This is a genomic window from uncultured Dokdonia sp., assembly GCF_937910895.1.
Taxonomy (GTDB): domain Bacteria; phylum Bacteroidota; class Bacteroidia; order Flavobacteriales; family Flavobacteriaceae; genus Dokdonia.
This window is the reverse complement of record NZ_CALEMI010000049.1, coordinates 1-15,802: the sequence shown is the minus strand read 5'-3', so window position 1 is coordinate 15,802 and position 15,802 is coordinate 1. Positions and strand designations below refer to the sequence as shown.

16 protein-coding genes and 1 pseudogene are annotated in these 15,802 nt (G+C 35.7%); 3 read left to right on the top strand and 14 right to left on the bottom strand.

The annotated features are described in order from the left end of the window. Positions 1-245, top strand: a pseudogene (locus tag Q0505_RS05705) (hypothetical protein); the annotation flags it as partial. Between the two features lie 54 nt (positions 246-299). Here Q0505_RS05705 and Q0505_RS05700 read toward each other — a convergent pair. From Q0505_RS05700 to gcvP, 4 genes are all read right to left on the bottom strand, one after another. Further along, positions 300-1,151: a glycosyltransferase family 2 protein gene (locus Q0505_RS05700; protein WP_299210065.1), complete on the bottom strand. Its 852-nt coding sequence runs from the start codon at positions 1,149-1,151 to the stop codon at positions 300-302. Then, positions 1,151-1,678, bottom strand: a complete 528-nt coding sequence (locus Q0505_RS05695) for a methyltransferase (RefSeq protein ID WP_299210063.1) — start codon at positions 1,676-1,678, stop codon at positions 1,151-1,153. Before Q0505_RS05695 ends, Q0505_RS05700 begins: the two co-directional genes overlap by 1 nt. Positions 1,679-1,908: 230 nt before the next feature. Next, positions 1,909-2,967: a ketoacyl-ACP synthase III gene (locus tag Q0505_RS05690; RefSeq protein ID WP_299210061.1), complete on the bottom strand. Its 1,059-nt coding sequence runs from the start codon at positions 2,965-2,967 to the stop codon at positions 1,909-1,911. A 225-nt stretch (positions 2,968-3,192) separates the two neighbouring features. Continuing rightward, on the bottom strand, positions 3,193-6,042 hold the full coding sequence (gene gcvP / locus Q0505_RS05685) for an aminomethyl-transferring glycine dehydrogenase (protein WP_299210059.1): 2,850 nt from the start codon (positions 6,040-6,042) through the stop codon (positions 3,193-3,195). Between the two features lie 128 nt (positions 6,043-6,170). On the opposite strand from gcvP, the gene Q0505_RS05680 reads away from it, so the two are divergent. Further along, positions 6,171-6,998 (top strand): hypothetical protein, encoded by an 828-nt coding sequence (locus Q0505_RS05680; RefSeq protein WP_299210057.1) that lies wholly within the window; start codon positions 6,171-6,173, stop codon positions 6,996-6,998. Here Q0505_RS05680 and Q0505_RS05675 read toward each other — a convergent pair. The 9 genes from Q0505_RS05675 to Q0505_RS05635 all read right to left on the bottom strand — a co-directional run bounded on the left by Q0505_RS05675 (position 6,987) and on the right by Q0505_RS05635 (position 12,111). Beyond that, positions 6,987-7,229 (bottom strand): hypothetical protein, encoded by a 243-nt coding sequence (locus tag Q0505_RS05675; protein WP_299210055.1) that lies wholly within the window; start codon positions 7,227-7,229, stop codon positions 6,987-6,989. The genes Q0505_RS05680 and Q0505_RS05675 overlap by 12 nt on opposite strands. A 26-nt stretch (positions 7,230-7,255) precedes the next feature. Continuing rightward, on the bottom strand, positions 7,256-7,807 hold the full coding sequence (locus tag Q0505_RS05670; RefSeq protein WP_299210053.1) for a sigma-70 family RNA polymerase sigma factor: 552 nt from the start codon (positions 7,805-7,807) through the stop codon (positions 7,256-7,258). Between the two features lie 315 nt (positions 7,808-8,122). Then, positions 8,123-8,572 carry an SRPBCC family protein gene (locus tag Q0505_RS05665; protein WP_299210052.1) on the bottom strand — a complete coding sequence of 150 codons (450 nt, stop codon included), beginning with the start codon at positions 8,570-8,572 and terminating at the stop codon, positions 8,123-8,125. Further along, complete coding sequence (locus Q0505_RS05660; protein WP_299210050.1) at positions 8,569-9,480, bottom strand: TIGR01777 family oxidoreductase; 912 nt, start codon at positions 9,478-9,480, stop codon at positions 8,569-8,571. The genes Q0505_RS05665 and Q0505_RS05660 overlap by 4 nt, the downstream gene beginning before the upstream one ends. Positions 9,481-9,491: 11 nt before the next feature. Next, complete coding sequence (locus Q0505_RS05655) at positions 9,492-9,833, bottom strand: hypothetical protein (protein WP_299210048.1); 342 nt, start codon at positions 9,831-9,833, stop codon at positions 9,492-9,494. Between the two features lie 7 nt (positions 9,834-9,840). Continuing rightward, on the bottom strand, positions 9,841-10,737 hold the full coding sequence (locus tag Q0505_RS05650; RefSeq protein ID WP_299210046.1) for a class I SAM-dependent methyltransferase: 897 nt from the start codon (positions 10,735-10,737) through the stop codon (positions 9,841-9,843). 1 nt (position 10,738) lies between these two features. Next, positions 10,739-11,182 carry a hypothetical protein gene (locus Q0505_RS05645; protein WP_299210044.1) on the bottom strand — a complete coding sequence of 148 codons (444 nt, stop codon included), beginning with the start codon at positions 11,180-11,182 and terminating at the stop codon, positions 10,739-10,741. Between the two features lie 2 nt (positions 11,183-11,184). Next, a complete protein-coding gene (locus Q0505_RS05640; protein WP_299210042.1) occupies positions 11,185-11,526 on the bottom strand; it encodes a hypothetical protein in 342 nt (113 codons plus the stop codon). Between the two features lie 81 nt (positions 11,527-11,607). Continuing rightward, positions 11,608-12,111 carry a MarR family transcriptional regulator gene (locus tag Q0505_RS05635; RefSeq protein WP_299210040.1) on the bottom strand — a complete coding sequence of 168 codons (504 nt, stop codon included), beginning with the start codon at positions 12,109-12,111 and terminating at the stop codon, positions 11,608-11,610. 376 nt (positions 12,112-12,487) lie between these two features. Between Q0505_RS05635 and Q0505_RS05630 the strand changes: the two genes are divergently transcribed. After that, a complete protein-coding gene (locus Q0505_RS05630; protein WP_299210038.1) occupies positions 12,488-13,702 on the top strand; it encodes a glycosyltransferase family 4 protein in 1,215 nt (404 codons plus the stop codon). 92 nt (positions 13,703-13,794) lie between these two features. On the opposite strand, the gene Q0505_RS05625 is transcribed toward Q0505_RS05630, so the two are convergent. Continuing rightward, the coding region (locus Q0505_RS05625; protein WP_299210035.1) for a M3 family metallopeptidase at positions 13,795-15,802 on the bottom strand (2,008 nt) is incomplete at its 5' end.

The following is a 15,802-nucleotide window of genomic DNA, read 5'->3' as shown; positions in this document are numbered from 1 at the left end:
AGTTTTACAAAGATAATAAAAAATCTGTAATTTTTGGTGCTGCTGATACTTTTAGAGCTGCTGCCATTGAACAGTTAGAACTCTGGTCAAATAAGATTAACGTCAATATCATTAAATCTGATATTGGAAGTGATCCTGCTTCAGTCGCATATAAAACAGCTACTTATGCAAAAGAAAAAAATATCGATAAAGTTGCTATTCCTATGAGGAGAAATTTAAGTCTAGGCATATTGTGTGCTTTATAATGTTGTAAAAATACTAATATATAAAGGGTGTTGTATCAGGATAGTGTTAAGAATTTAAGATGTGATTTTAGAAATGATTCCTTTCCATCTTAATTTTCTAATAAAGGCACCTTCTTTTTTGGTAACAAGATAAGAATGTTTGTTTCGCTTTGCGCGAAAATAACCACGCATATAATCAAAAAAGAACCCTATCTTCTTTTTTCGAGAGGCTAGTTTTAAAGAAGCTATTGTTGTGAGCATCAATCCATATCTCATCCCATAGAAAGCTTGACCTTGCTTGTACTTAGCTGCTTTTGTATACGTATTTCCCGTAGGCTTCAAATGCTTGACGGCAAGATGCTCATCTGTAACGATCCGCCAATCATAATATTTTGCTTGAAGCTCATCTACGGTATCCCAACCCATAGCGGCTTTAAGACCGCCTATTTGTTTAAAACATGCTTTTCTATAGGCTTTCAAAGCACCTCTAATATGGTCTTTGTTTGTTAGGTTTTCTAATATCCATCTGTCTTGTTGCTTGATATGACAAAACCCACCGACCATACCGATTTTTGGATCTTGTTTAAAATGTGAAATAATAGTTTCTATATAATCCAGAGGAAAGATGAGGTCTGCATCAAATTTGCATATTACATCATATTGATCATCTAGTGTATCTAGTCCTTTTTGAAACGCTTGTATGACTTTGCTTCCAGGAAGGTGCGATGCTTCAGCATTAGAGTTGACGAGAGATATGAATGAGTACGCTTTCGCGAAAGCGGAAATCACCTCTTCAGAAGTGTCTGTACTTTGGTCATTTACAACAACAATCTTTTTTGGGAGTACTGTTTGCGCTACTAGAGATTCTAAAGTTTGCGAAATAAGAGAGGCCTCATTATGACAAGGTATGACAATGTACACATCCATCACGATTTTTTTTCGGCATATATCAGATAATAGCGTGGCGTAAATAAACGAAGCAGGGGTCTGATGCCTATCTTTTTTACAGGATTTGTAAATTTTTGTCGTTTCTTTATTTCCCAACCAGCTTTTTCAAAAATCCAATCAAACTGCCAATCTTCAAACTCATGATAATGCCTGTCCCAAGGATCTGTTTTGCTTTGATAGGCAGGAGAAAACCATAATTTAAGAGGAATGCTAGCAACTATTTTAGTTCCTTTTACATCTTTTAAAACGTGAAAAGGGGATAAGAGGTGTTCAAAAATTTCGAAAGCGGTAATGACATCATAATCCTTATTTTGTACAGCAGTAGTGTCTAAGTCAAGGTCTTCACCAGAGGTGTTTTTTACCGTGTAGCCTTCGCGTTCCATAAAATCTACAAAAGGATTACGTACTCCTAAGTCCAGAATTGTAATATTTGTATTGGGAACTACTTCCTTAAGAAATTGGATTGTGTGCTTATAGCGTTTGCTAGGAAAAGTATTCTCGTACATATTATACCATTTTAACCATAAAATATCGCATATAATTCGTTTCTTTTCTATCCATATTTCAATATAAAATAAAACCGTAACTGTGGCTATGCTTTGATTTTCTATTTCATCTGAATAAAAAATAATTTAAATTAAGAATACGACATTTCATCATTAAACTGGTATTAGTAACTCATTACGTAGTTTCCGAAGATACTCAATGTGATTTGGAAAGGCAATAGAAAAACTACCTAATACCTATAGGCAATAGCATTAATATTCATCCCTGCACCCACGCTTGCAAAAAGGATTAAATCACCTTTATGTACTTCTTGGTCTTTAATTTGTCCGTTAATAACAAGGTCAAATATGGTAGGTACCGTTGCCACAGAACTATTCCCTAATTTATGAATGCTCATAGGCATTACATTTTTAGGCATTGGATAGTCACATAGTTTATAAAAACGCTCACAGATGGCTTCATCCATTTTTTCATTTGCCTGATGGATAAAAATCTTTTTGACGTTTTCTATTTTTTCACCGCATTTATCAAGACAAGATTTCATTGCTTGTGGGACATGGGTTAGGGCAAAATTATAAATTTTACGACCGTGCATTTTTATATACCGAGTGTCTTCATTATCATCCTGCTTATTGGATTTTCCAAAAAACAGAAAATACGCTTCGTCATAGGTATAGGTCGCAGATTCAAAAGAAAGAATACCTGTCTCGCTATCATCTTGTTCTATAATTGTTGCGCCGGCGCCATCACTATAAATCATACTATCTCTATCATAGTTGTCAATCACACGTGATAACGTTTCTGTACCGATAACTAGACAGCGTTTTGCCATTCCTGCTTTTATAAAAGCTTGGGCTTGTATAATTCCTTCTATCCATCCTGGACATCCAAATAAAATATCATACGCAACACAACGAGGATTTTTAATACGTAAGCTGTGTTTAATACGGGATGCTAGACTAGGGACAAGATCACTTTGTATTTTTCCTTTTTGTACATCTCCAAAATTATGAGCTACAATAATATAGTCTAAAGTTTCTGGATCTATGTTTGCATTTATAATTGCTTTTTCAGCAGCAAAAAAGCCTAGGTCTGAGGACGTAAGGTGGTCTTTTGCATATCTACGCTCTTCAATACCCGTAATAGCTTTGAATTTTTCTATAATAACTGGGTTTTCGTATTTTATGGAAGATCCGTCACTATTTAGAAATAAGTGGTTATTAAAATCTTCATTTTTTTCGACTGCGCTAGGGATATAACTTCCTATTCCTGTAATTCTAATACCCATAATATGGTCATATTTTATATTTGGTAAAAGTAATCAAACTCAGTTAAATACTTAATTCAAGATGAATTTATGCGTATATTTTTATGAATTTATTGTTATTTATTTAAAAATATTGCAGTATCTATTGTTGAATGTTTGATTTTATTTTTTTTTAGAGAATGTGCAAAATATAATAGCAGATGATCTATCCATCTGCTATTATAAACTGTAAAGCATCTATTTTTATTATGCTTCTTCCATATACTCTTCAATTGGAGCACAGGTGCATATTAAATTACGATCTCCATAAGCATCATCTACACGTCTTACTGTAGGCCAGAATTTATTTTCTGCTACATAAGATAATGGATACGCTGCTTTTTCTCTAGAGTATGGAAAATCCCAAGTATCTGAGGTGACCATCATAAGCGTATGAGGTGCATTTTTCATAACATTATTGGGATCATTAGCAGCATCGTTTATTTCTTTTCTAATGCTAATCATAGCATCACAAAAACGATCAAGCTCTTCTTTACTTTCACTTTCTGTAGGCTCTATCATCATGGTTCCTGCTACGGGAAACGACACTGTAGGTGCATGGAAACCATAGTCCATAAGACGTTTTGCAATATCGGTTACTTCTATACCATGTTCTTTAAAAGGGCGGCAATCTATGATCATTTCATGCGCAGCACGACCACGTTCTCCAGTATATAAACACTGATAATGACCGTCCAGACGTTCTTTAATGTAGTTTGCATTTAAGATGGCATATTCAGTAGATCTGCGAAGTCCGTTTTCTCCTAACATTGTAATATATGCATAAGAGATTAAACAAGCCAATGCAGATCCCCAAGGAGCTGCAGATATTGCTGTTATTGCCTTATCTCCTCCTGTAGGTATTACAGGATTAGAAGGTAAGAAAGGAACTAACTGACTCGCTACACAAATAGGACCTACTCCAGGACCTCCACCTCCGTGAGGAATAGCAAATGTTTTATGAAGATTTAAGTGGCATACATCTGCTCCAATAGCACCAGGATGTGTAAGTGCTACTTGCGCATTCATATTAGCACCATCCATATATACTTGTCCTCCATTTTTATGGATGATACTTGTAATTTCTTTAATAGCGCTTTCATATACTCCATGTGTAGATGGGTAGGTGACCATTAGTGCTGCTAAATGATCTTTATGCTCTTCGGCTTTTGCGCGTAAGTCATCTAGATCGATGTTTCCATTTTCTAGTGCTTTGGTAACGATTACCTTCATTCCTGCCATCACAGCGCTTGCGGGGTTTGTCCCGTGTGCAGATGATGGGATGAGGCATATATTACGATGCGTATCATTCCTGGATTCATGATATGCACGTATCACCATTAATCCTGCATACTCACCTTGAGCTCCAGAATTTGGTTGTAAGGATGTTCCAGCAAAACCAGTAATTTCAGTAAGTTGCTCTTCCAATTTCTTTAACATAGTCTGATATCCTTTTGCTTGATCTAAAGGAGCAAATGGATGGATATTACCCCACTGCGGATCACTTAAAGGAAGCATTTCTGAAGCTGCGTTCAACTTCATGGTACAAGATCCTAAAGAAATCATAGAGTGATTTAAAGAAAGATCTTTGCGTTCTAATTTTTTGATGTAACGCATTAATTCAGTTTCCGAATGATACCTATTAAATATATCTAGTGTTAAAAAGGGAGTGTTACGAGCAATACCTTTAGATAGAGTAGTACCTTCAATAAGTTCTTCTACTTTAATTGGCGTTTTATCTAACGCTTTTGCAAATACGGCAATAATAGTATTGACGTCTTTTATCGTTGTAGCTTCGTGTATTGATATAGAAACCGTATCTGCATCCGGATAGTAAAAATTAATATTGTGTTCAACAGCTATTGTAGCAATTTTTTTACTATCTGTTTTTATCTGAATAGTATCAAAATAGGAAGTATTAGCTTGGTAAAGTCCTAATTTTTCTAGTGCGTCTGCTATGGTTGCAGCAGTATTATGCACTTTATTAGCTATATGCGTTAATCCTTCTGGTCCGTGATACACACCATACATACCCGCCATTACGGCTAGTAATACTTGGGCTGTGCAAATATTTGAAGTTGCTTTATCACGTTTGATATGTTGCTCTCTGGTTTGGAGCGCCATACGCAAAGCACGATTTCCATCAGTATCTCTTGTAACTCCTATGATTCGTCCAGGGATATTTCGTTTATATGCTTCTTTTGTAGCAAAATAGGCAGCGTGGGGACCTCCATACCCCAATGGAATACCAAAACGTTGTGTAGTTCCCACAACAACATCTACACCCATTTCTCCAGGCGCTCTTAACTTGACAAGGCTTAAAATATCTGCAGCGACTGCTACTTTGATTTCAGCCGCATTTGCATGACTAACAAAGTCTGCTATATCGTGTACCTGTCCTGATTTTCCAGGGTATTGTAATATAGCAGCAAAGAAATCTTGAGAAAAGTCAAAAGTTTCATGGTTTCCTACTACGAGTTCAATACCAATAGGGGTTGCTCTTGTTTGTAATAAAGAAAGTGTTTGTGGAAGTATTTCTTCTGACACGAAGAATTTTACAACGTCTGCTTTTTTCTGATCTCTACTACGAACTGCAAATAGCAATGCCATGGCTTCTGCAGCAGCTGTGGATTCATCTAATAATGATGCATTTGCTAATTCCATACCTGTAAGATCGGTAATCATGGTTTGGTAATTAAGCAACGCTTCTAATCTACCTTGTGCAATCTCTGCTTGATAAGGAGTATATGCTGTATACCAACCTGGATTTTCTAGAATATTACGTTGTATTACAGCTGGGGTAACTGCTTGGTGATATCCTAACCCAATATAAGAATTGAATACTTTGTTTTCTGAAGCAAGTTCTTGAATATGTGCTGCAAATTCGTGCTCACTCATTGCAGGATCTAATGCAAGTGGGCTATCAAGTCTAATATTATCTGGGATGGTTTCAAAGATGAGTTGATCTATAGTTTCAACACCTACTTTTTGAAGCATTATTGGAAGGTCAGATCTTCTTGGGCCGATATGGCGTAAAGCAAATGAATCAGTATTCATATTGGATTGAATTTTTGAGTAACAAAATTACGACTTATAACTGTAAAAAATATACCTTTTGAAGTTTGCAATTTGGTAAGTTGTAAACGATTTTACAGGCTTATTAACAGTTGTCTTATTTTTGTCTAATGAAATGGTTGCAACGTATTTTTAATTTTTACATCAATAGTAGCATACACGTGAGTTTAGCGGTGGTTGCTTTGGTTTTTGTAACCTATAGTACCTTAGACATTTTATATCAAAAAGAATTTATTTTCTTTGTTTTTTTTGCGAGTATTACGGGATATAATTTTATTAAATATTCAAGCTTAGCCAAATTACACCACAGAAGTCTTACAGAGTCACTAAAAGCGATACAATTATTCTCTTTTGTGTGTTTTGTTTGTATGATGTATTATGCCAGACATCTTCCTTATAAAGTATTATTTGCTTGTATGATTTTTGGGGTTTTAACGTTGTTGTATGCGTTACCTATCCTTTCGCGAAAGCGTAATTTACGTTCATTTTACGGTGCAAAAATGTATACCATTGCCTTTGTATGGGCAGGAGTCACTGTGATACTTCCTGTTTTAGATAGTATGCAGTCGTTACAGATGGATGTTTGGATTTCTTTTGTACAACGATTTTTATTTATTATCGTGATCACATTGCCGTTTGATATTCGAGATCTGAACTATGACCGTGAGGATATCAATACAATCCCTAAAAGTTTAGGAATACGATATGCTAAGTTTTTAGGAGTGGGATTGCTTATTGTATTTTTTGTTCTGGAATTTTTTAAAGATAAAATCCAGTATGGGCATGTACTTACCTTGTTTGTGATAGGAATACTTTCTGCTCTATTTTTAATAGGATCTTCAGATAAGCAGTATAGATATTATGCCTCGTTTTTTGTAGAAAGCCTGCCTATTATTTGGTGGGGGATATTGTATTTGACACAAGTATTACTGTCCTAATTCGCGAGCTAGTCTTTCTTTAAGTGCATTTTTTTCAGCCTGACTTACGGTATCTACTTTAGGGTTATTCATTGCTTTTGTGAGTTTTGTATTATTAGCTGTGTATTTTCTACATGCTCTACAATAAATCAAATGAAAAGTAAGTCTAACTTTTTCTAGAAAACCAGCTTCTTTGTATTGATTTTTGTCACAAATATGATTTGCTTCGTGACATTCTAATTTTACTTTCATATTGTTCTTTCTTACTATTTTGGGAATTAAAACCAGTTTTTTTCCATGCAACTCGCCATTGCTGTGCGGGCTCTGTGGATAATTACCCAAAAATTAGACGGAGTAATATCAAATTCATTACAAATAGTTTCCGTATCAAAATCATCTATTGTTTTCATTCTAAAAATACGTGCTTGTTTTTCTGGAAGCTTTGATAAGCAGTTAAATATAGCTTCTCCAAGCTCTTCGTTTTGGATTTGATCCTCAGCTGTTTTATCAAAGGGATCTGCGACACGTTCTTCTAGCCAATCGCCTTCGCTCTCGTCGTCTTTATAATTAATGTGAACCTCTGCTTTTCCTTTTTTTGAATTAGACTTACGGTAGTGATCAATAATTTTACGTTTTAAAATAGAGATTAGCCAAGTACGTTCACTGGCCTCTCCTTTAAAATTTTTCATCGACTTAAGACCCGCTAGAAATGTCTCAGATATTAAGTCCTGAGCCATGTCTCGATCATTCACCCGAGCGACCGTAAAATTAAATAAGTAATCAGAATATTGATCGACCCATTTTGTAGGATCTATTTGGTTTTTTGGCATAGCCGTTTTATCGAGGGTTCAAACAAAAATAACAATTTTGATAAATTTCACACGTTAAATACATCATTTATATATTTTATGTATGGTTTTGTAAAAATAGTGTAAAGTTATTTTGATTTTGATTGTTTGGGTTTTATCTGCCATACAAAAGGAAGTTTTGACAATTCATTTATGAAGTTTACATTAGGAATGTGTCAAGAACTATAAAAATAGTACACTATTACAATGCGCTATAAGGTATTTAAAAGGCAAGCCTGCACCACACAAAAGCTTGCCTTTTTTTAACTAAGCAAATAGACTCTAAAATGCTTAGTCTTATTTTTCTAACGCTGTTTTTAACGTTTGGTTTCTGTTTTTGATAAAATCTGTCAGGTGTTTTTTAAGAAGTAAGCTGTCAAATAATTTTCCAAAAATCCCATAAGGAGTACTGTATGTAATGATATCTTTCATATGTACCGTGTTCTCTTTCTGTTCAAAAAAATGTTGATGTCTAAACGATTTGAAATTTCCTTTGATCATCTCATCCACAAAATACGTAGGTGCTTCATAAGCGGTTATTTGCGAAGTATGCGTTAAGAATACACCAAAATGTTTTCCTCTCCAAGTAACCGTTTCGTTATATTTTATAATGCCTGAAGTAATCCCTGCAATGGCTTCTTCCTGTGTCTGTGAAGCTGTTTTCTTATGAAAATCAATATCTAATGAGAGTTGAAAAGCTTTTTCTGTTGTGGTTTGAATCTCTGTATGTAGTATGATTACTGTCATGAAGTCAATTCTTTTAGTGCTATTTCTAAGTCCTGATATAAGAATGTATATCCATGATCTAGCAATCGTTTTGGGATAACATTACGACTTTTTAAAAGTAACTCCGTTTCTGTATTAATGACAAATGCGCCTATTTCTAACAAAGCCTTATTAGAAGGAATCCCAAAAGGAACGCTGAGTGTCTTGCGTAATAAACGCATTACCGTTTTATTGTCTGACGGATGAGGAGAAACGACATTAATAGGACCTTTTAAAGTTCTATTCTTGATGCAAAAGTCAATAATTCGTACAAAGTCAGCTTCATGTATCCAGCTAAATTTTTGATTACCAGACCCTTGTTTTCCTCCTAAACCTAGCTTTGTAATTTTGATCATGGGTCGTAATGCACCCCCATTTTTTCCTAACACAATAGCCGTGCGTAGCGCAATTTTTCTGGTACCGGATGTCTCTGCTTTAAAGAATGCTTTTTCCCATGCTTTTGCAACACTCACAGAAAATCCTTCTCCTATCTCTCCAGATTCTTCGTCCATTTCTTGGTCTAAAGAATGTCTATATATCGTCGCTGTAGAAGAGTTGAGCCATACTTTGGGAGGATTCTTGCATAAAGCAATGGCTTCGCCTAGCGCTTTTGTGCTGTCTACTCGGGAGTTTAAAATAAGATCTTTATTTTTTTGATTGTATCTGCAATCTACAGACCTTCCTGTCATATTAATGAGTACAGATGCACCCTCCAATTCGGAAGCCCAAGAACCTATGGTTTTAGCATCCCAAATAACGATTCTATAATGAGGTTGGGTTTTTTTTTGCTTTCGCGAAAGCAAAACAATCTCGTCATAAGCGTCTTTGAAATACGATGTGATCACAGCTCCTAAAAAGCCAGTACCTCCAGCAATGATTAATTTACTCATGATGTATATTATTATAATGAATCTATTGCGTTTTTTTGTGTTATATCTTTTTGCTTCTTTAAAAGAAACAAAAAACTCAAAGCTAATAAAGCGGATAAAGAGAGGCTTATTGTAAACGATACATCAGTTTCTATAGCTAAAATACCTAAACAAATCCCAGCTAAAAATGGATAGGCTATAAAGTATTTGCGTAATGAGTGATCTATACGTTTCCAATAGATAAGACATGCAATAAATGAAATTACCTGAAAAAACCCTGTAACAAGCAGAAATACAAGTCCTAGAAAAGGAATGATGACAAGTACTAGGTTGATAATAATGACAACTTTGTTGATGTTATATAAGTGTTTCATAACGGTATTATTTTTCTGCAGTGATGAGGTAATACCCAAAATCTTTCATGTGTAATCCGGAAGTTAGTGCATAAAAAGAAGCTTTAAGGTTATCCCAACTTTGCTTTTTGATAGGCTCTCTTTTTAGTATTTTCTTTAAAAGAAACAAAGGTATAGCAAAAGGCACGTGAAATACCGAAGGGGCTACACGAGGAGATATGTCTTCTACGCTGACTTTTGAGAAACCTATTTTTTTTAAGTTTTCTTCGACTTCTTGGATCACTCCGAGACCCTCTAGACTCCATTTTTCGCAAAGTTTCTTGTAACTATAAGAACTTCCAAAACATAGTTGATCTGGTGATTTTTTCAAAAAAGCATCTCCAATAATCAGTCGTTTGCTAGGTTTTAGGATCCGATGCGCTTCTTTGAGTGTTTTAATATTATGTCCAGTGTGACAAAAACTTTCGATGGCAATAGCACCATCAACACTATTGGTCTCTATAGAGGTATTTCTAAAATCTTCTTTGACGATAACAGCAGGATACTTTTTTAATAATTTGTTGCCTTCTGCTACCTGAAAATCAGAAAGCGTGACGCCTATCATACATAATAAAGAATGCCTATGTAAAAAATGGCGCATCGTTCCTCCCATACCACATCCTAAATCTGCCACCAATTGTTTTGAAGAAGAGAGCTCAAGTCTTTTAAGAACTTGGGAATTCATCTCATTAAGCATCGTATCACGTAGGAATAGATTTGTTTTTCCAAATGAGAAATATCCAAAATGCATATTAAAGTCCTGACTCCAAAAGGTATAATCTTCTGTAGCTTCATCATAAAAAGTTTTGATTTCTTTAGAAGTCGCATTTATCTTTTTATGATCGATATGTGTGGTATTTGTGGTAGGTGATAGTGTTATATTCATCTTACATAGTTTTAAGGATTCCTACTAGATTGTGTATAAACAATGCTGTAAATACCGTAGCAAAAAGTACAAAAAGCGTGTTCATAAAATAGCTTTCCACTTTAAATAGTGGTTTTTGAGGGATTTCATACATAGGATAATAGGCAATTTGAGTAGCTACTTTACCTACCCAATACCCTCCAATTAATCCCGTGATTGCCAAGGCTAAGGGCGTTTGATTTTTAAGATCTTCTGTAAGTAAAAGAGCCATAAGTCCAAAAGAGAAATTAAGCCCTTGGATATAACGTCCGTACGTTTTTACAATTTCTTGATTAAGCGGTTTCAGTTTTTTTACATCAGTATACCAATCAAAAACCTGATGACGTATATACGGATAAATAAGCGCTGTAAAAATTTGACCACATCCTCCTAGAATAATGAGCCAGTTTGGAATATTGATACTCATAACTAAATAGTTTTAAGTGTTTTATATTTTGGTCTTTCTTGGTGAACGGTATGAATCATAAAAGTGAAGTACATCAAAAGCGGTATAGGTAAGATCATCCAGAGATTAGGAATAGGGAGATAACACGTGATAACAAATAACAAAAGACCTCCAATGTATAATTGAAAACGAATACTCTTAGGATGTAAAAGAAATAGAACACACCCTGTGATTCCTTGAAAAGTACCAATAGTCAATAGAAATACGATGGAGATCATCCAAAATTCTGGATTGATAAAGCCTAATACACCTGATAATAGCATAAGCGTAAGTAGCACATTGTTTATAGATTTTAGTGTTTTCATGGTTAGAATATTTTAAAGTTTCAGAAATTAATGAAACTTTTAGTTAAAAAAAAGTGCATTTATTTTAGAGACCAATGGGTATTAACCCATTAGTTTCATAATTGTTTTTGTAATCCAATTTTCTTTTTGGTCAATTATTTTCTCTAACATATTATCTGCTCTTGAGACAAAATCATAGAGTTCTTCTGTTTTTGCTTTAAAATGAGCGGCTTTTGATGACTCAGACCCGTCAATGGCGCTGATGTCTTGTAAAACGCGTAAGGTAGGTTTGATCTCTCTTCGACTTCTTTCTTTTGCTATTTTACGTGCTAATTCATCTATATTTCCTTCGGCAGTAAAAAACTCTTTACGCTCTCCTGGCTTGTATTCTTTAAAGACAATGCCCCAATCCATTAAAGCCCTCAAGTTCATACTTGTATTTCCTCTGGAGATTTGAAGCTCTTCCATAATATCCTCCATACTTAAAGGTTCTGGTGAGATCATAAGTAACGCATGTATTTGTGCCATGGTCTTATTAATACCCCATTGAGAACCCAATGCTCCCCATGTTTGAATAAATTTTGATTTTGCTTCTGTAAATTTCATATATCAAAGATACGAATATTTTTAAACTTTCAAAACATATTGAAACATTTATATATTAAAGTGTTTGTTTTTTGGGCTGGAAGCGGGAGGTGGGAGGTCTTTTTTGGAATTTAATTTTTTGGAATTTGAGATTTGATTTTTTTGAGATTTGAGATTTTACTTAAGGAGATTGTGTGATTTGATTTCGCCAAAAAGCAGAAAGGAAAGAGTATTAAAATTCTGATTTAAAAATAGAATGTTACTCTAATTCAAGTTGAAAATAGAACAATACTCTATTTTTTTGAAATTTATAATTTGATTTTTTGAAACCTGAAACTTGGAACATTCTTATTTCATGTACTAACTTTAAACCCTATCTATTGCTTATTTTTACCTCGTGAAGGTATTTGTAATTTCAAGTGTTTGGGTAGAACCACAGTCATCGGCTGCAGGAAGTCGGATGTTGCAACTCATAGATCTGTTGCTTTCCAAAGAGTGGGAGGTCACCTACGCATCTACCGCATCAAAAAGCGAATACGCCGTCGATCTTACACAAAAGGGAATTACAACCACAACGATCACACTCAATGATCCTAGTTTTGATGCCTACATACAAGAACTACAACCCGATATCGTTCTTTTTGATCGGTTTATGGTCGAGGAGCAATTTGGTTGGCGAGTTACACAACACTGTCCTGATGCACTGCGCATTCTAGACACAGAAGATTTACATTGTTTACGTAAGGCACGACAGCAGGCTGTCAAAGAAAATCGCGCTTTTCAAGAAAGTGACCTGTTTTCTGATATCGCTAAACGTGAAATCGCCAGCATCTATCGGTGTGATTTGACGCTTATGATCTCTGAGTACGAAATGGAGTTGCTCCAAAATATTTTTAAAGTTCCTAAAGCGCTCCTACATTACTTACCTTTTTTACTGCCATCTGTGCTAGGAGATTTTATTCCTTTTGAGGAACGGGCACATTTTATCTCTATCGGTAATTTTTTACACACACCCAATTGGGATGCGACATTAGTCCTAAAACAAACGATTTGGCCAGAAATTCGTAAAGCCATTCCTGATGCACAACTCCACGTCTACGGAGCCTATCCATCCGATAAGGTATTTCAATTGCATAACCCTAAAGAAGGCTTTCATATAAAAGGTAGAGCCGAAGATGCCAAAGAAGTCATGTCAAAAGCCCAAGTGTTATTGGCTCCTTTGCGTTTTGGCGCGGGTCTTAAAGGCAAATTTATAGACGCTATGCAATGCGGTACACCGAGTGTTACGACACAGATAGGCACAGAGGCGTTGCAAGGCGATTTCACTTGGGGAGGAATGATTGAAGATGATTTTTCCGCTTTCGCGAAAGCGGCCACCACCCTCTACACCGATAAAAAGGTGTGGGAAATAGCACAAGATCACGGACGCATCCTGATCAATAATCGTTTCCAAAAGATAGACTTTGAAGATGATTTTTATAATACTATTGAAAATTATAAGACAACCCTAGTATCACACCGACAACAAAACTTTACAGGACAGATGTTACAACATCATACCCTACAAAGCACCAAGTTTATGTCAAAGTGGATTGAGGAGAAGAATAAGTAATTATTTAAGTAGAAAAAATGTCCGTTCGAGCGCAGTCGAGAACCCATAGCTGTTAATTATATAGTTTTCGACTGCCCTCAATCTGACTTATTTTAAATCAACCCCGCTCTCCTAAGCAATGCCTCTGGCTGAGGTTCTTGCCCTCTAAAACGCTTATACAACGTCATAGGATTTTCAGTTCCTCCTTTGGATAAAACGTGTTCTCTAAATTTCTGACCAATCTCTTTATTGAAAATTCCGTGCTCTTTAAAATATTCAAAAGCATCTGCATCGAGTACTTCTGCCCATTTATAGCTATAATATCCAGCAGCATAGCCACCTTGAAAAATATGAGAAAACGAAGTGCTCATACAGGTTTCTGGTGTTTTTGGATATAAACGGGTTCCAGCAAAAGCATCGCTTTCAAAAGCTTTTACATCCGTGATTTCAGAAGGGTCTTGACCGTGCCAAGCGATATCCATCAATCCAAAACTGATTTGACGTAAGGTTTGCATTCCTTCTTGAAACGTCGCCGAATCTTTGATTTTCTGTACTAACTCCATTGGAATCACTTCGCCTGTTTCATAGTGTGTAGCAAATAATTCTAACGCTTCTTTTTCATAACACCAGTTTTCCAGCACCTGACTTGGAAGCTCTACAAAATCCCAATATACAGACGTTCCTGATAAGCTAGGAAAAGTGGTATTGGCAAGCATCCCGTGGAGTCCGTGACCAAATTCGTGAAACAACGTAGTCACTTCATTAAACGTAAGTAACGAAGGTTTGCTCGCTGTAGAGGGGGTGAAATTACACACGTTCGAGACGTGCGGACGCTCATTTACGCCATCTTTCATCATTTGCGATTTAAAGGAGGTCATCCAGGCACCGCCACGCTTTCCTTTACGCGGGTGAAAATCAGCATAGAATAGCGAAATAAAATCACCATCTGCGTCAAGCACACGATAGGTTTTCACTTCTTTGTGATACGTGTCTACATCAAATACTTCTTCAAACTGAAGTCCGAATAATTTCTCAGCAACCTTAAAAACACCAGCAATTACATTCTCTAATTTGAAATATGGTTTTAGTTGTTCATCATCAAGGCTAAATAATTTCTGTTTTAGCTTTTCAGAATAATAAGAACCATCCCATTTTTCTAATTGGTCTATGTTATCTTCCGCTTTCGCGAAATTTTCTAACTGTGCAAATTCTCTTTTTGCAGCAGGTTTTGCTTTTTCCAATAGGGTATTTAGAAAAGAAATCACCTTGTCAGGTGTTTCTGCCATGCGCTCTTCTAAAACAAAATGAGCGTGTGTTGGATACCCAAGTAGATTGGCACGTTCGTGTCGTAGTTGTACAATTTGCAATACATTTTTCTGATTATCAAATTCATTGCCTTTAAAGGCTCTGCTTCCAAATGCTATAGCGAGTTCTTTTCGCAGTTCTCTATTTTTTGCATACTTCATAAACGGAATATAGCTCGGGTAATCTAATGTAATGACCCATCCTTCTTTCTCACGAGTACTCGCTTCATTTGCGGCTGCTTCTTTGGCGCTTTCAGGAAGTCCGTCTAGATCACTTTCGTTTGTAAGGTGTAGTTCGTATGCATTGGTTTCTGCAAGAACATATTCTCCAAAGGTGAGTTTTAATTTAGCGAGCGCCGCATCTATTTCCCGGAGTCTTGTTTTCTTATCCTCAGATAAGTTCGCTCCATTACGAGCAAAACTTTTATAAGTTTTTTCTAAAAGGGTATGCTCTTCTGCAGATAAATCAAGGGTTTCTTTTTGGTCATAGATACTTTTGACACGGGCAAATAAGTGCTCATTAAGGGTAATGTCGTTTCCAAACTCAGAAAGCAATGGCGATACTTCTTGAGCTATTTTTTGAATTTCCTCATTGGTCTCTGCGCTATTCAAATTAAAGAACACACTAGAGATCCGATCTAATTGTGCGCCAGAATAATCAAGAGCAACCAGTGTATTTTCAAAAGTTGGTGACGCTGTAGCATTTGCAATCGTATCTATCTCTTTTCTAGCCATGCTAATAGCAGTTTCAAATGCGGGCTTGAAATGTTCGTTTTTAATACTAGAAAAAGGGGCTTCATTAAAAGGATGTAAAAGT